A 15398-nucleotide genomic window follows, 5' to 3' on the forward strand; every position below is an offset into this window, starting at 1 on the left:
TTTTTTGTTAAATCATGCGGTTTTGTCCGATTTCATGCACTTTCAGCCGTAACCTTTTCTTAAGAATAAGAAAAGCAATTTAACCTTTTTTTCAACATATGGTATGATTAGTTGAATTTATTCGTCAGCAAATCGTTTTTGGAGGTTACATAATGGGAATACGCAGTCATTTTGCGATTGCAGTTGGGAAAACGTCGCAATGGGCATTAAAAACTTTTTTTAAAGGCGGATCAAGTTTACCAGGTAAACTAGCGCTGAAAGTCGATCCACATATATTGGATAGCTTGGCAAAAGACTACCAAGTCGTCGTTGTTACCGGAACAAATGGTAAAACATTGACTACCGCTTTAACAGTCAATATTTTGCGCCAGCAATTCGATGAAGTTCTAACCAATCCTACTGGTGCGAATATGGTACAAGGAATTGTATCGACTTTCTTGCAGGCAAAACCAAAAAAAGGACAGAAAAAATTTGCTGTCCTAGAAATAGATGAAGCAAGTTTGAGCAAAGTCACAGAATACATGAAACCAGAACTATTTTTATTTACAAATATTTTCCGTGATCAAATGGATCGGTATGGAGAAATTTATACGACCTATAAAATGATTGTAGACGGTGCTGCAAAGTCACCAAATGCAACGATTATCAGTAACGGTGATTCACCGATCTTCAATTCGATCGAAACAGTTAATCCTAGAAAATATTATGGCTTTGACCATGAAGAAGATCGTGAACAAATGGCGCATTACAATACAGACGGTGTCTTGTGTCCAAATTGTCATCACATCCTGCATTATAAAATGATCACTTATGCAAACTTAGGAAAATATTACTGTCCAAATTGTGACTTCAAACGTCCTGAACTGGATTACCGTTTGACTGATATGGTACGGATGGACAATGTTTCAGCAGATTTTGTGATCGATGGTCATGAATATGGAATCGAAGTTGGTGGTATGTATAACGTCTACAACGCTTTAGCAGCTACTGCAGTGGCGGAGTACTTCAATGTTGATCCTGATAAAATCAAACAAGGGTTAGGATATGACGAGAAAGTGTTCGGCCGACAAGAAGTCATCAATATCAATGGAAAAAAATCTACATTAGTACTTGTCAAAAATCCTGTAGGTATCAATCAAGTAATCGATATGATTGGTCTAGCTCCTTATCCATTTTCTTTAGTGGCTTTATTGAATGCCAATTACGCAGACGGAATCGATGTCAGCTGGATTTGGGATGGTAATTTTGAAAACTTTGCCGATATGGATATCCCAGCCGTTATTTCTGGAGGAGACCGTCATACAGATATGACTTTACGTCTGAAAGTTGCCGGGATTCCAGAAAATAAATTGACAGAAACAAAAGAATTACCAGAAGTAATCGAAAAAATCAAAGAATTGCCAACTGAACATGTCTATATCTTAGCTACTTACACTGCTGTATTGCAGCTACGTAAAGAACTAGCGGCTCAAGGATTTATCAAAGGAGGAATGAATCGTGGCTAATTATGAACTCAATATCGCCCACCTTTATGGAAATTTGATGAACACATATGGCGATAACGGAAACCTTTTGATGTTGAAATATGTAGCAGAAAAAATGGGGGTTTCTTGCCATACGGAGATCGTTAGTATACATGAACCTTTTGATGCTGATAAATATGACTTGGTTTTCTTTGGCGGTGGTCAAGACTTTGAGCAACTGATCATTTCAAAAGACATCCAGAAAAAGAAAGATTCTTTGATCAACTATATCGAAAATGATGGTGTCATGTTAGCCATTTGCGGTGGTTATCAGTTGCTAGGTCACTACTACATGGGAGCCAACGGAGAAAAGATCCAAGGTATCAGTGCCCTGGATCACTACACATTAAGTCAGGAAAATAACCGGTTTATCGGTGACATTGTCATCCATAATGAAGAATTCAATGAAACTTATTATGGATTTGAAAACCACAATGGTCGGACTTTCTTAGGTGAAGGTGAACGGCCTTTGGGGAAAGTGGTACAAGGTCAAGGGAACAATGGGGAAGATCAATCCGAAGGTGTCATTTACCGAAATGTCTTCGGTTCTTATTTCCATGGACCTATCCTTGCAAGAAATGAGAAATTAGCAGCTCGCTTGATCCGCCTAGCTTTAGAACAACGTTACGGTGAAGAGTTGGACCTGCCCTATCTTGAAGGACAAACAGCCTAGTTATTCGAAAAAGGGGAATGTGACAAAAATTGCGTCATATTCCCCTTTTTCGTATCCTATTTTAAGCGACTTGCTTGGCATAACGGTTCACGTTTTGCTTGATATTCCCAATTGTTTTCGGATCGTTGATTCCTGTGACTTCTTGGATCAATTGTTCCAAGTTTTCATGGATCTTCATTTCATGCAGTTGACGGCTTTGTTCATCTTCAGGATCATAGTAATTAAAAATAATACCCATTGTTGCCGTCAAATGTGGACAAGTCAAGTTATGTTCTTGCAGTTCTCTCATTGGCCGTGTAAACCGTTCTTGATAACCTAACTTACGTAATGGTGTCCGAGCGACACGTGTGATTGCATCAGAGATATATTTGTTTTGGAAACGATGGATGATTTTTTCAATATACGCATGATGCTGCTCTGCATCAAACCCCCATTTGGCAATCAGCAAACTTCCTGTTTCCTGCAGAACTGATTTTAATTGTGCCACAACTAACGCATCTTGCATTGCTTCATCAATGGTCTGGTAACCTAACAAGGCACCTGTATAAGCGACAGTCGCATGACCAGTATTGACACTAAATAGTTTGCGTTCGATATATGGTTCTAGATCATCTACATATAAAACCCCTTTTAATTGGATTTCTTTATTTTTTCTTTGGCTATCGTCAATGACCCATTCCTTGAAAGGTTCTACTTGGACGAATAAAGGATCTTCATGGTGTTGTAATGGGACGATTCGATCGACTGCTGCATTTGGAAAGCCGATATATTTGTCAGTAAATGATGTTTCTGGAAGATATTTATACACTTCTTTTTCTAGAAATGCTGAACCGCCAATCATGTTTTCACAGGCAATGACATCTAAAAGTGTTGTGTTTCCTTCCATTTCTCTTTCTTGGATACCTTTTGCAATCAACTCGGCAATAAAAGGTAAGATATTCGGGCCAATGGCGGTAGTGACTAAATCTGCTTCAGCGATTTCTTGGATTACTTTTTCTGGATTTGTTTGATTGTTGATTCCTTTGACATTTTTTACAGTGATTCTTTCTTTTGATTCATCTGCTAATTCGATTTCGTATTCTTTTCTTTCATTTAAAGCATCAATGATCGTGTGATTCACATCTACGAAAGTAATCTCAAATCCATTAGCTGCCAAAACTTCTCCAATAAATCCTCGACCGATATTTCCTGCACCAAAATGTACTGCTCTCATTTTTCTCTCTCCTTAAGCAATTGCTAGATTTTCCGTTACTTCTTCTTTGCTGAGCGCATCTGCTAGTTGGACAACATTGTCCATATCACTGCAATAAAGTGCGATTTGCTGTACAAGCTGCAGATGTTCATCGCCGACTCCTGCTATACCGAACAAAACAGTCGCAATCTTTTCTTCTTCTTCCGTACCAAAATTGACACCGTCTGGCACCTGTACGACACAAATGCCGGATTTTTTCACATATTTTTTTGCTTCATCTGTTCCATGAGGAATCGCGATAAAATTCCCCATGTAAACAGATAACATGTTGTCTCTTTCTACCATGGCATCGATATATTCCTCATCAACGCATCCTGCTTCTACAAGCTTCTGACCGCAATAGCGGATCGCTTCTTCTTTGGTTTTAAATGATCGATTGAGCTCGATCATGTCGAATGGCAAACTTTGCATGCTGTTTTCCTCCCTTAAGCTGTCTGTTTCAAATATTGTGCAATCGATTCAAATTTTTGTGGGTTGACCATGCTATTGACCGATAAATGAATGGATTGAGGCGCAGCCATCCGTGCTTTTTCTGCTAAACTTTCTTTGGCTACGATCAGTGAATCAGGTTCCCCTTTTAACTCCTGGATGTTTACTTTTCGTAACGGGATAGTTAAATGGTTCTTGTCTAATATATCTTTGAGCACGGTCATCCCCATTGTTGCTGATCCCGAACGATCATCGTGGACAAGTAGAATCTCTTTGATTTGTTTGATGTTTGCTGAAAGAAACTCTTCTGTTGGCTCGTTCTTAGTTTCAGAAGCTGATGGTTCCTGTTTGCTACTCAATTCTTGAATGATTTCATCATATCGAGGTGAATTCAAAAAGTTTTCTACTGAGACAAAACGCGCGTTCGGTGCTTTTTGTTTTGCTCTTTCTTGTAGTTCGACCTGAGTAACGATCAATGTATTCGAGTCATCTGTCAGTTGGCTGATTGCTTGGTTAGTCACCGTTTGAGGCAAGTCTGCTTCCTGTACTTTTTTTCTCAAGATCGAAGCGCCCATCGCACTTGATCCCATCCCTGCATCACAAGCAAAAATGATTTTTTGTACGCCAGATAGCGCAGTTCCTTGAGGAATACCTTGGGCACCTTTAGATGCTTGTTTAGCTGCTTTTGTCTCTTGCACAGACTTTTCAAAGTCTTCATTTGTATCTTTCGCATCCGCTTTCAAAATCACTGCAGAAATACCGAATGAAACAGCTGCGGCAACAATCACGCCCAGAATAACAGGAAGGTAAGAATTGAACGGTGTCATCGCTAGAATCGCAATGATCGATCCTGGAGAAGCTGGCGCTCTTACTCCAGCATCCATCAATTGGAAAATGAAACTTCCTGACATTCCTCCGCCTATAACTGATAAGAATAATAACGGTTTCATCATGACGTAAGGAAAATAGATTTCATGGATCCCACCTAAAAAGTGGATAATCACGGCACCTGGTGCTGAAGATTTTGCTGCTCCTTTGCCAAACAAAGTAAAAGCAAGTAATACGCCAAGTCCTGGACCAGGATTTGCTTCAAGCAAGAATAGAATAGATTTTCCTGCATCTGCTACTTGTTCAGTTCCCAATGGTGTCAAAATCCCATGGTTGATTGCATTATTCAAAAATAAGATTTTTGCTGGTTCAATAAAAATACTTGTCAATGGAATCAAATGGGCAGATAAAATGATCTCTACACCTTTTGCCATTGCTTGAGTCAATGCATCGACAACTGGACCAATCGCAGAAAAACCTAATAACGCTAATCCAAAACCGATAAGACCTGCTGAAAAATTATTGACCAACATTTCAAAACCGGATTTGATCCGTTTTTGGAACAGCTGATCAAATTTCTTGATGGCATATCCACCAAGAGGTCCCATGATCATCGCACCTAGCATCATTGGAATATCTGTTCCGACAATCACACCCATCGTTGCAATTGCTCCCACAACTGATCCGCGGTCACCAGCAATTACTTTTCCGCCAGTATAGCCGATCAATAAAGGAATCAGATAAGTTAGCATCGGGCTTACCATGGTAGCGAAAGCTTCATTTGGCAAATAACCATCTGGGATAAATAAAGCCGTTAACACACCCCAAGCAATCAGTGCTCCAATGTTTGGCATGACCATGCTTGATAAGGTACTGCCTAATTTTTGTACCTTCGCTTTTAACGAAATGTTGTTTTTGGGATTCGTCTGTTCCATTTTGTCTCTTCCTCTCTCCTTTTGATACTCTAATTGTATCCGCTTACTAAAAAGAGAAATAGTCGTACTTTGGCACGAAACTTTGTGCCAAAGGTTTGAGGATATCAGCAAAGTAAAAAATTTCGGGATCAGCAAACTTTACTTTTAAATAAACATGTTATTTTAACTTTTTTATAATATGTAAATAATAACTTTTGTCAGCATTTTATTTGGATATTTTTTGTTTTATTATGATATTAAAATTTATATTGGAGGCCTATCTATGACATTACTGATCAAAAACATGAACATGAAACGTGGTAAAAAACGTGTGATTCGACAATTGGATCTTTTAGTAGAATCAGGAGAAGTAACTGCTTTGATTGCCCCGAACGGATTTGGCAAAACAACTTTGCTGAACGGCATTGCCCAACTGCTGCCAACAACTTATGATCAATTGTCCCTTCACAACATCTCTCCTACTGCTTATACAGATTATCGCCGGTCTTTCTTTTTTCTAGAATCAACGAATCAGTTATCCGACTATCTAACGGCTGTTGATTATTTGACTTTGATCAAATACTATTGGCAGAGCAAAGTAGAATGCCAAACTGTTTTCCAACGATTGAAGATGACTGAGTACCTTACTTTGCCGATTGGAAAAATGTCTCTAGGAATGAAACAACATGTCTTGCTTGCTGCTTACTTGATCAGTGATTCATCTGTCATGTTATTCGATGAACCGTTGAACGGGTTAGCCCCAGGAAGTATTGATATCTTGAATAGGCTGATCAGACAATGGCAGGAAGAGGGGAAGACGATTCTTCTTTCTTCCCACGCTATCGCGAATATCCAATCGATTTGTTCTAAAGCATGTTTTCTAAAAAATGGAGAAATCGTCACAGAATCCTCAAATATGGAAGAGATTTTAGCTATTTATCGTAAATTGTATGAGGTGTAACTATGACTTTATTTACATTTGAACGCAATCTCTTACTAAAAAACAAAGTAAACTTTTTATTTCCTCTATTGTTGATCGTGCTCTTTGCATTCCCACTTTTTTTTGATTATGAACTTGCTTATACAGAATTCGATGAACTGAATCATAACTATGAAGAGACGCAACGTTTGATTGAAACGTTGAAAGAAGATGAGAATGAGAAAGAATTTGTGGAAAGTTTAGAGAAAAGCAACAAACTGATCGAAGCAATCTTACATGCAAAAAACACAGGGAACGTCCAGGAAATGGTCGAAGCAACTTATCATTATGAAAAAGATATACTGGATCGACTGATTTCTGGTCAAAGACAAGGAATTCCAATCATTGAACAACAAAAACGTGTCGAGTTGCTCCATTATATGAAAGAACATCAGATCCAAAGATATTCTATTTTTGACTTGCCAGCGCATCTCCCTTTAGCGAATTACTACGAAAATATTTTTTCAGGAATAATTTCTAGTTTTTTGATTTTATGTATAACCGCCTTGTTTCTTTCCTCGATCATCTCTTATGAAAAAAGAAAGCAGGTAATCTCTCTAGTCAATCTATTACCGGATAGTATGGTAAAGAAACATAGCATCCGTTTTACCGTTTATTATGGTGCAGCTATGCTAAGTCTCGTAATTCCATTTTTGTTCGTCTCTATACTAGTAGTAATCAAAAATGGTTTGGGCGACTTCCGTTATCCTGTAGGAACGATCATTGGTCAGGAGATACGAATCCTTCCGATGTATGCGTATCTTTTCCAGAGTTTTCTGTTCCTGTTGTTGTGGGTACTCTTTTTAAGTACAATCAGTTTTCTTCTATCTGCTTTATTTGAACATTCTCTAGTCAATCTTTTAGGTACACTTCTTTGTCTTTTCTTAGCAGAGTATCGCTTGTTTTCTTCGATTGGATGGATAGAATCAATCAGTCATTACTTGCCAACTTCTTATGTTGATTTTCAAAATGTGATCGTAGGAGGAGATATGTTCTCTCCACTAGCTTCAGAACAGGTTACTTTCATGAATGGTATCTTGACACTTGGTACATGGAGTATTGTTCTATTATTCATATGTATGGGCGCTATCTATATAAAAAAGAGTTATTAAAACACAAAAATAATAGGAGCGGTGACAAAAATCTTGTCACCGTCTCCTATTTTTCACTTGGTTGAAGTTATTACTTGATGCAAGGCATCTTTTTTACTGAGAACATTGGTTATATATGTCCATGTTCAAAAATCATTTGGACTTCTTCAATGGTTTCCGCATCACTGAGTGCCATTACTTGGTCGATGTCTGAACAGAAAAAGGCTAAATCTTGGAGCACAGCTAACTGATGTTCTTTTTTTAAAGCCACTACAAATAAGAGTGTCGCGATTTTTGGTTCCTCTTTTGTTCCAAAGTTCACACCATCAGGCACTTGGACTAAATAGATCCCTTCTTCTATTACTTCTTCATCTTTGTCAGTCCCATGTGGCAAGGCTACGAAATTCCCGATATAGACACTCGATTTTTCTTGTCTTTCGATCATTGATTGGATATATGCCGCTTTGATTCCCCCTTGTTGGGTCATCCACTGGCCGATCTCGGTCAACGCTTCTTTCCAATTTTGATAGGATTGATCGAGCAATATTTTTTCTGCTGGTAGCTGGATCATCTTTTCACCCTCATTTCTTTATTTCTTCAATCAGGATTTTCGCTAACAATTGATAAACGATTTCTTTATTTCCTGAGCGGAAGATCTCGGTGTTCAAATCGTTCATGATGATTGCTCCACTGATCTTTCCTAAAAGAATCCCGTCTTTTTCTTGGATTGGCGAAGGCGCCAGCATAACTAACATACGGGACAAATCGACTGGCTGTCTATCCATCCCGTCAATTGTCAACGGTTGTTTCAAATTGAAAATACAAAAGATCGGTTTAGAAACCAATGAGCTGGATGTATGGAATAACCCCATATTTGTATGAGGAATTCCGATAGGTGCTTGTTCATATCGCTTAAGCAGTCGGCGATGAACCACCTCTTCATCCGTTACTAGTCCTTCAGGAAAATAAGGAAATAAACTGCGAATCGTTTCGGAGACCGTATCAGGGTTATCTAGTTCTTGAATAAAGAAACGATCAAGTAATTGATTGATTTGCTCCATGAAATGCATCGTTTCCTCATAAGTATCTTCTAGCATCCACTCGTTATTGCTGTTATACATATTTTTTTGCCTTTTTTTCTTCTCAATATGCGAAAAAGCTTCTTTTAGCTGCTTGACTTCCTCTTCCAGCAGTAGCGGGGAGACTAAAATATATGTTCCATCATATCCTGGTAGAATAGATGTAGAAATAACAATATCATATTCTTCTTGTAAATCAATTTTTTTCAAATCAGCGATCCGATAGAAATGAATCTGTTGAATGAAAGGAAAATACCGTTTCAAACGCAGTTCCAACATGCTAGTAGAAGCTAAGCCGCTTGGTGAGAATCCTGCAATACTGATATTGCTTTCTTTCGGACTTTTTTCCAATGAATTTGCAAAATGAAGGACCATATATGCGATCTCTTCTTCTGATAATTTCTTTTCTTGAAAAATCCGCTCTACTGCTTGGCGGATTGCATTGGCAATTTCCTCATATTGAACCATGATTTTTTCTAAAATCGGATTAGTCAGTGTCTCTTCTTGTAAAACGGCTCTTGAAAACACACCAGACAAATGGGTCAAAAGCATTTTGTACAAGGTTTCATCTTCATAAAAATGGACATTCGTCTCTTCACTTACTTCTTGAATCAGTTGTTTTACTAAATAAGCAAGCTGTGTATCGAACGTTTCTTCAAAGAAATTCTGATCAAATGAGTTCGTGAAGTCATTTAATAATCCTGCAAAAAAGACGATCTCATTTACTGGGTAAAGTTGTTTTGTCTCAGAAGCAATCCGTGAGAATAATCGTTTAGCGGTCTGAAGCAATTCTTTGTTTGCCAGACCATTATACGTCTCATTTGTCAGTAAATGATTTTTCGTTACACGATCCATCGTAAATGTCAGCATCAAAACCAAATGTTCAAGTTTTCTATCACTTAGATTGGTCTTTTTTTGGATCAATTCTTCCCCGACTACTTGGCGTGCAAGAGACAGATGCTGCGGATCAACGAATCGAAAAAAGTAATTCAGCGATGAATCAAAAGAAATACTATGAAAAAGTTCATATTCATTGATTTCTAATTCTAATACATTCGCTGTTAGAAGCCGACGGTATTTTTCCGGTCCTACAATCTCATATCCTTGGTTCCGAATGATTTCCAAAGGCAGTTGGCGGATACTTTCTTCCAACTGTTTGATATCTGCATAAAAAGTAGTATTACTGATGCGGTATAATTCCATAAAATGGGCAAGACTCAACGGTTCTGTCGTTAGTAACAGCTCGGCTAAAATTGCGTGCTGTCGTTTAGCAGTAGGCAAATCATCGCTTTTCCCATCTGTATTTTCTTTTAATTGCTCCATTACTTCTTCCGATGCATCAATGACAAACGAACCTCTTGCTACTTTTTTCAACGAAGCATTTACCGATTTCAATGAGACTTCAAGATTATCTAATTCGCGGTAAACGGTCCGCTTGCTGACTTTCAATAAATTCATCATTTTTTGGATAGTCACAGGTGAGGGACTGCTGAGAAATTCTGCTAATAATTGTTTTTCTCTGGGCGATAAGTACATCTTATTTTTCTCCCTTCACGAGTTTTTCGTATTCATTCGTAGCTACCCAATGTTCCACTAGGACTAGCTGAGGGATCGTTTCTTTTAGCCGTTCATTTACAGCTAGTTCTCTTTGGGCGATATAAATCGTTTCTTCTTGGATTTTGAGCTGTTCGATTGGTTCCTTTAAGATAACAAACTGTTTTTTATCTTTTTTTGCTAATTGACTTAAAATCGCCATGCCCATGGTTTGTGAACCACGTCTATTATTTTTATACAAAAACACAACGTTAACGGGCGACTTTTTCTGTTCTACTACTTCTACTCTCTCTTTTTTTTCTTTCCAATTTGGTTCGTGGATCGCTTCTTTTATTCGTGACAGCAAGATATCTGTTTCCAAAAAGTGATCCAGTACGAAAATTTGACTTTGAGGTACTTTTTCTCTTGCAAGATCCGCTAATTCATGTTGGACGATAACAAGCTGATTTACTTGATTGTTCAATTCATAGACAGAGCTGTATCCAACAGCGAGATCAATTTTTTCCGCTGCTAATTTTTTCTTCAGCAAGGCGGCTCCCATAGCGCTTGATCCCATGCCTGAGTCACACGCAAAAACGACAGAATGAATGGTAGATAGTTCCAAGATTTCTCCCCTTTCTTTGACCGTGTTGTCTCCTTTTTCTTTTTTCGGTAATTTCAATAGCAGCGTTGCACAAATGAAGGTTACAAATGTACTGATTGCTATCCCTATACTTACCCCAGCTAGTTGCGGATAAGGCGTATTGGCAAAAATCACGAGTAGTGACCCGGGCGATACAGGAGTAGCTAATCCCGCATCTAACCATTGGAATATCAACGTGCCGCTTGCTCCACCAACCATTACAGCTAAAAACAGATATGGACGCAACAAGACAAACGGAAAATAAATTTCGTGAATCCCACCAATCGCATGGATCATCAACGCTCCACTTGCGTTTACTTTTTCCTGTTTTTTTGCAAAACAAAGGATAGCAAGTAAGATCCCTAAACCAGGTCCCGGATTTGCCTCCATCAAAAACAGGTAAGAGTGTCCGACTGCTTGTGAGAATTCGATTCCTAAAGGTGTCAACACACCATGGTTGATTGCATTATTAAAAAATAATACTTTTAGAGGTTCTAGGATCAAACTGACAAGCGGCAACAGATTCATTTTGACTAGCCAAGACACGACGGAGACAAGCAACAGGTGGAAACTATTTAAAGCTGGCTCAATAAAAACGATTCCAATTATACAAATGACACTACCAATCAGCCCTACTAGTAAGTTGCTGACAAGCATTTCATACCCAGTTTTGAATTTCGCATGAAATCTAGAAATAAATTGTTCATACAAGAAGCCGGCAAGCGGTCCTATAATCATCGCTCCTACAATTTGCGGGGCATCGGAACGAGCAATCAACCCTAAAGAAGCGATTGCGCCCGCGACTGCCCCTTTTTGTCCCCCTACCGATTTTCCGCCTGAATAGCTGATCAAGATTGGTAAAAGCAGTTGAATCATCCAGTGGCATACCTCTTCCAACGTGGCGTGCAAATCGCCAGACACACCTTTCATTACTAATGACAAGATTCCCCAAGCAATAAACAGACTTAGGTTTGGCATGATCATTTCATTCAAGTGGTGTCCGGCTTTTCTCAGTTGTTTCGTAAACACTCGACTGCTGCCGTTTGCTTTCCATTTGTATTCCATCTTTTTCACCATACTTCTATTTATTGATAGACGGATTTTATGTAGAAAAAGCAGCAAACGAAAACCGTCTGCCGCTTTCAGCTATCTGGGAACTATTTGCCTGGTTCAGACGCAATGATTGCTAGTTCACCTTGGACCGTCCACTCAGAAACGCCACTTGGAATGATACAGCTTGTTCCTTTTTCTAATGGATATGTTTTTCCGTCAACAACAAGGTCTCCTGCTCCTTCAATCACTGTCATCAACGTATAAGGGGCTTGTTTTTTGAAAGATGTGATTCCTTTAATATCCCACTCATATACATTGAAAAACTCAGTTTCTAAATAAGTGACGATCGATGAATTCCCTTTTCGGACTTCTTTGATTTGTAATTCTGGTGTTTTGGCAGGGACAGTTGTTACATCAATCGATTGTTGGATATGCAGCTCTCTTGTTTGTCCTTGCGCATCTTTTCTGTCATAGTCATACACGCGATAAGTCGTATCGGAGCTTTGTTGTGTTTCTAAAATCATGATCCCTTTACCAATAGCATGGATCGTTCCGCTTGGTACATAAAAGAAATCACCTTTTTTAACTGGTACTTTCTTCAAAAGGTCATCCCAGCGCCCCTCTTTGATCATCTCAGCTAGTTCTTCTCTTGTCTTTGCATGATGACCGTAGATAATTTCTGCACCAGGTTCAGCATCGATGATATACCAGCATTCAGTTTTTCCTAATTCACCTTCATGTTTCATCCCATAGGCATCATCTGGATGTACTTGTACAGATAGATCATCTTCTGCATCTAAGATCTTGATCAACAATGGAAACACTGGTTCTGAAGGATGGCCAAACAATTCCTTGTGTTCTGACCATAGTTCATCTAATCTTTTCCCTTTGAATTCGCCATTTTCTACTACACTGACACCATGAGGATGCGCGCTGATCGCCCAATCTTCTCCGATTTTATCGTTAGGGATATCAAAACCGAAGACTGAACGTAAACGGCTTCCTCCCCAAATTTTTTCTTGAAAAACTGGTTTTAAAAACATAGGTTCCTGCATAATTCAAACTCCTCTCATTTTTCATAGCTATTATAGCATTATTTCTGTAATACCGCTTTCTCTTTCAAAAAGTTTTCAACAATTTCATCTCGACATATGAGATACTCCGCACGATGATCGACAGGATGTACGCGATTGGACAGAAATATCAACGCTTCTTGTGTTTTTATATCAATCAAGAAAAACGTACCTGTATAACCAGTATGAAAAAGAATCGCATGACCGTCTCCTACATCTTTTTTTAGATCCCACCCTAGAGAACGATAGCCATTTCTTTCTGGAGTTTGATCTTGTAGCAAAGAATCAATCGTTTCTTCTTCTAAAAACCGACCATTACTGATTTTTCCCTTGTTCAAATACATTTGGACAAAAGTAATGCTGTCGTTCAAATCAATAAAGAGCCCAGCATTTCCTGCATGTTCAGCTAAAACTCTTGCTTTCGGATCATGAGTTTGTCCACACAAAACCTCACCCGAAGGCAGTTGTTCTGTGGGAACGATTTTTTTGGAAGGAAAAGGAAGAAATAAGCTGTTCATCATTCCTAATGGTTCCAATACTTGTTCTTGAAAGATTTCCACTGCAGTTTCTTGGTAAATTTTTTCCAGCATCAATCCAAGAAGAATCGTTCCGGCATCTGTATATTTTACTTCTTTTCCTAGTTGCTCACCTGGTTCTAGCTTCAAATAAGCGGCAATCAATTCTTCCTGAGATAGCTCATCTCTGTTTGGTATCCATGTTTTGATATCAGAAGTATGTGTCAGTAAATGACGCAAAGTGATTGTCTGATTTTCAAATTCAGAAAGATATTTATGCAGTGGTTGATCGAGTTCTATTTTTCCATCTTCTAATAGACGCAAAACTAATGAAGTGGTTGCAACGACTTTCGTCAGTGATGCTGCATCAAACAACAGATCTTCTGTCATCGGCTGTTTTTCAGGAACGACTTGGGCAAAGCCAGCTGTAAATGATTCTACTTGATTTTCTTTGATGAAGGCGGCTGCTACACCTGGATAAAATCCTTCTTCCATTTTTTTCAAAATAAGCTGTTTCGTTTGTGGGTACATCTTCTTCTCCTGCTTTTCTGTCAAATTCTTACAGTCCAAGCTTAAAGCTTAATCTATGAGGAATCAACCTTTTTACACAAAAAAAACTGCGCGGAAAACCACGCAGTTTCATTCGGTATACCGTTTGCTCTTTCTATCTCTAGAACAAGTAATAGTATGACCGTTCATAAAATGACGAGACATGCGACAATCGTTAAGAAAGAAAAAGTTAAGCGTCGCATCGAATGTCAGTTTTATTCTTTTCTTTTGGCTCACTGACGAACCACCATTCGATTCCTATGGCATCATAGATTGTGAGTACTGTATGCTTTTTGTCCAAGAAGAAATCGACTGATAATTGCTGCAAGTGAGCAATCAGTCCTTCCATGCTTTCAGTATCAATCATGAATTTCAGAAAATCAAGGCCAATCACTTCATCTGTAGGCAAATCGATGGCACCACCACTTGCTTCTGTCAATCCAACATGGAAATCTCCTTCATTCAATACATGGATGCCCTCTTCTTCATTATGTACCTTCAAACCAAGGATACGATTAAGAAATTGGCGTTCTTTTGCTAAATCAGTAACATTTAAATGGATTTTTTCAAAATAAGATCCTGCTGTTAGTTTACTGAATTTTTCTTCAGATTTTCTTAACAACGCTTCTTGATCCATCGTCTCTGGAACTTCTCTTTGGTGATTCTTATTCTCTTCATGGTAAATTTCTAATTCATTCTCTTCTGGGTCTACGAGTAAGATCCCCATACGTCCATGATCTTCTAAAGCTTCTTTGATTGGATAATTCATTTTACGAATACGGCAAAGAATATCTGCCATTTCTTCTGTGCTAGGGATAATCAATGAGAAACGGTTCAGCTTTTTGATCTCCCCCATGTGATCATTCGCTCTAGGACTTTCTTCCAACAGCAACATTTCACTTCCAGCTTCTTCTGTTCCTAAAATGGCTAATTCGTTTTCTTCTCTTTTCAAATCAAAGCCAACAACGTTCTTGTAAAAATCAATCATTTTATCTCGGTCTTTCACCCGAATGGCTACACTTTTTAAATAGGTGGCAGCCCCCAATTGAAAATCTCTCATATTTCTTGCTCCCCTCTACGTCAAGCTTTATTTTAACGATGGATTCTTCTTCTTTCAAGCAATAACTTTGATTTTGTTAAAAAAAGTGTGAGAAACTTCGCATTTTACTTGTTTTTTATAAATAAATGAGTAAAAAACCACATGAAACTCATTTTCTTGAAATGTGCTTCATGCGGTAAAGAAAAATAATAAATTTGTACGTTT

The 15398-nt window shown here is 38.4% G+C and carries 13 protein-coding genes; 4 read left to right on the forward strand and 9 right to left on the reverse strand.

Annotation, left to right across the window (positions count from 1 at the left end; all coding sequences use genetic code 11):
- Positions 1-152: 152 nt before the first annotated feature.
- Together RWU19_RS04535 and RWU19_RS04540 are read left to right on the forward strand one after the other, a co-directional pair.
- On the forward strand, positions 153-1505 hold the full coding sequence (locus RWU19_RS04535) for a Mur ligase family protein (protein WP_123837649.1): 1353 nt from the start codon (positions 153-155) through the stop codon (positions 1503-1505).
- Positions 1498-2196, forward strand: a complete 699-nt coding sequence (locus tag RWU19_RS04540; protein ID WP_123837650.1) for a type 1 glutamine amidotransferase — start codon at positions 1498-1500, stop codon at positions 2194-2196. Before RWU19_RS04535 ends, RWU19_RS04540 begins: the two co-directional genes overlap by 8 nt.
- Positions 2197-2257: 61 nt before the next feature.
- Here RWU19_RS04540 and RWU19_RS04545 read toward each other — a convergent pair whose 3' ends face one another.
- The 3 genes from RWU19_RS04545 to RWU19_RS04555 are packed head-to-tail and all read right to left on the reverse strand — an operon-like array spanning position 2258 to position 5640.
- Entirely contained in the window at positions 2258-3409 is a 1152-nt protein-coding gene (locus tag RWU19_RS04545) for a mannitol-1-phosphate 5-dehydrogenase (RefSeq protein WP_104867504.1), read from the reverse strand.
- Between the two features lie 12 nt (positions 3410-3421).
- Positions 3422-3859: a PTS sugar transporter subunit IIA gene (locus RWU19_RS04550; RefSeq protein ID WP_002291499.1), complete on the reverse strand. Its 438-nt coding sequence runs from the start codon at positions 3857-3859 to the stop codon at positions 3422-3424.
- A gap of 14 nt (positions 3860-3873) precedes the next feature.
- Positions 3874-5640: a PTS mannitol-specific transporter subunit IIBC gene (locus tag RWU19_RS04555; RefSeq protein ID WP_316002820.1), complete on the reverse strand. Its 1767-nt coding sequence runs from the start codon at positions 5638-5640 to the stop codon at positions 3874-3876.
- 262 nt (positions 5641-5902) lie between these two features.
- Between RWU19_RS04555 and RWU19_RS04560 the strand changes: the two genes are divergently transcribed.
- Both RWU19_RS04560 and RWU19_RS04565 read left to right on the forward strand, forming a co-directional pair.
- Positions 5903-6580 (forward strand): ABC transporter ATP-binding protein, encoded by a 678-nt coding sequence (locus RWU19_RS04560; protein ID WP_123837652.1) that lies wholly within the window; start codon positions 5903-5905, stop codon positions 6578-6580.
- Positions 6581-6582: 2 nt separating this feature from the next.
- The gene (locus RWU19_RS04565; protein ID WP_123837653.1) at positions 6583-7710 is read left to right on the forward strand and encodes an ABC transporter permease; all 1128 of its coding nucleotides are present in this window, start codon (positions 6583-6585) and stop codon (positions 7708-7710) included.
- A 109-nt stretch (positions 7711-7819) separates the two neighbouring features.
- On the opposite strand, the gene RWU19_RS04570 is transcribed toward RWU19_RS04565, so the two are convergent.
- The 6 genes from RWU19_RS04570 to RWU19_RS04595 form a co-directional block, all read right to left on the reverse strand.
- Entirely contained in the window at positions 7820-8260 is a 441-nt protein-coding gene (locus tag RWU19_RS04570; RefSeq protein WP_123837654.1) for a PTS sugar transporter subunit IIA, read from the reverse strand.
- 10 nt (positions 8261-8270) lie between these two features.
- Positions 8271-10304, reverse strand: coding sequence for a BglG family transcription antiterminator (locus tag RWU19_RS04575; RefSeq protein ID WP_123837655.1), 2034 nt, complete (start codon positions 10302-10304; stop codon positions 8271-8273).
- Position 10305: 1 nt separating this feature from the next.
- Positions 10306-12009, reverse strand: coding sequence for a PTS transporter subunit EIIC (locus RWU19_RS04580; RefSeq protein WP_316002821.1), 1704 nt, complete (start codon positions 12007-12009; stop codon positions 10306-10308).
- 92 nt (positions 12010-12101) lie between these two features.
- Positions 12102-13052, reverse strand: a complete 951-nt coding sequence (gene manA / locus RWU19_RS04585; protein WP_002291489.1) for a mannose-6-phosphate isomerase, class I — start codon at positions 13050-13052, stop codon at positions 12102-12104.
- Between the two features lie 38 nt (positions 13053-13090).
- Positions 13091-14116 carry a serine hydrolase domain-containing protein gene (locus tag RWU19_RS04590; protein ID WP_002291488.1) on the reverse strand — a complete coding sequence of 342 codons (1026 nt, stop codon included), beginning with the start codon at positions 14114-14116 and terminating at the stop codon, positions 13091-13093.
- 208 nt (positions 14117-14324) lie between these two features.
- Positions 14325-15194: a VOC family protein gene (locus RWU19_RS04595; RefSeq protein ID WP_123837657.1), complete on the reverse strand. Its 870-nt coding sequence runs from the start codon at positions 15192-15194 to the stop codon at positions 14325-14327.
- Between the last annotated feature and the right edge of the window lie 204 nt (positions 15195-15398).

It is taken from the genome of Enterococcus sp. 2STP, assembly GCF_032465635.1.
GTDB classification, from domain to species: Bacteria; Bacillota; Bacilli; order Lactobacillales; family Enterococcaceae; genus Enterococcus_B; species Enterococcus_B lactis.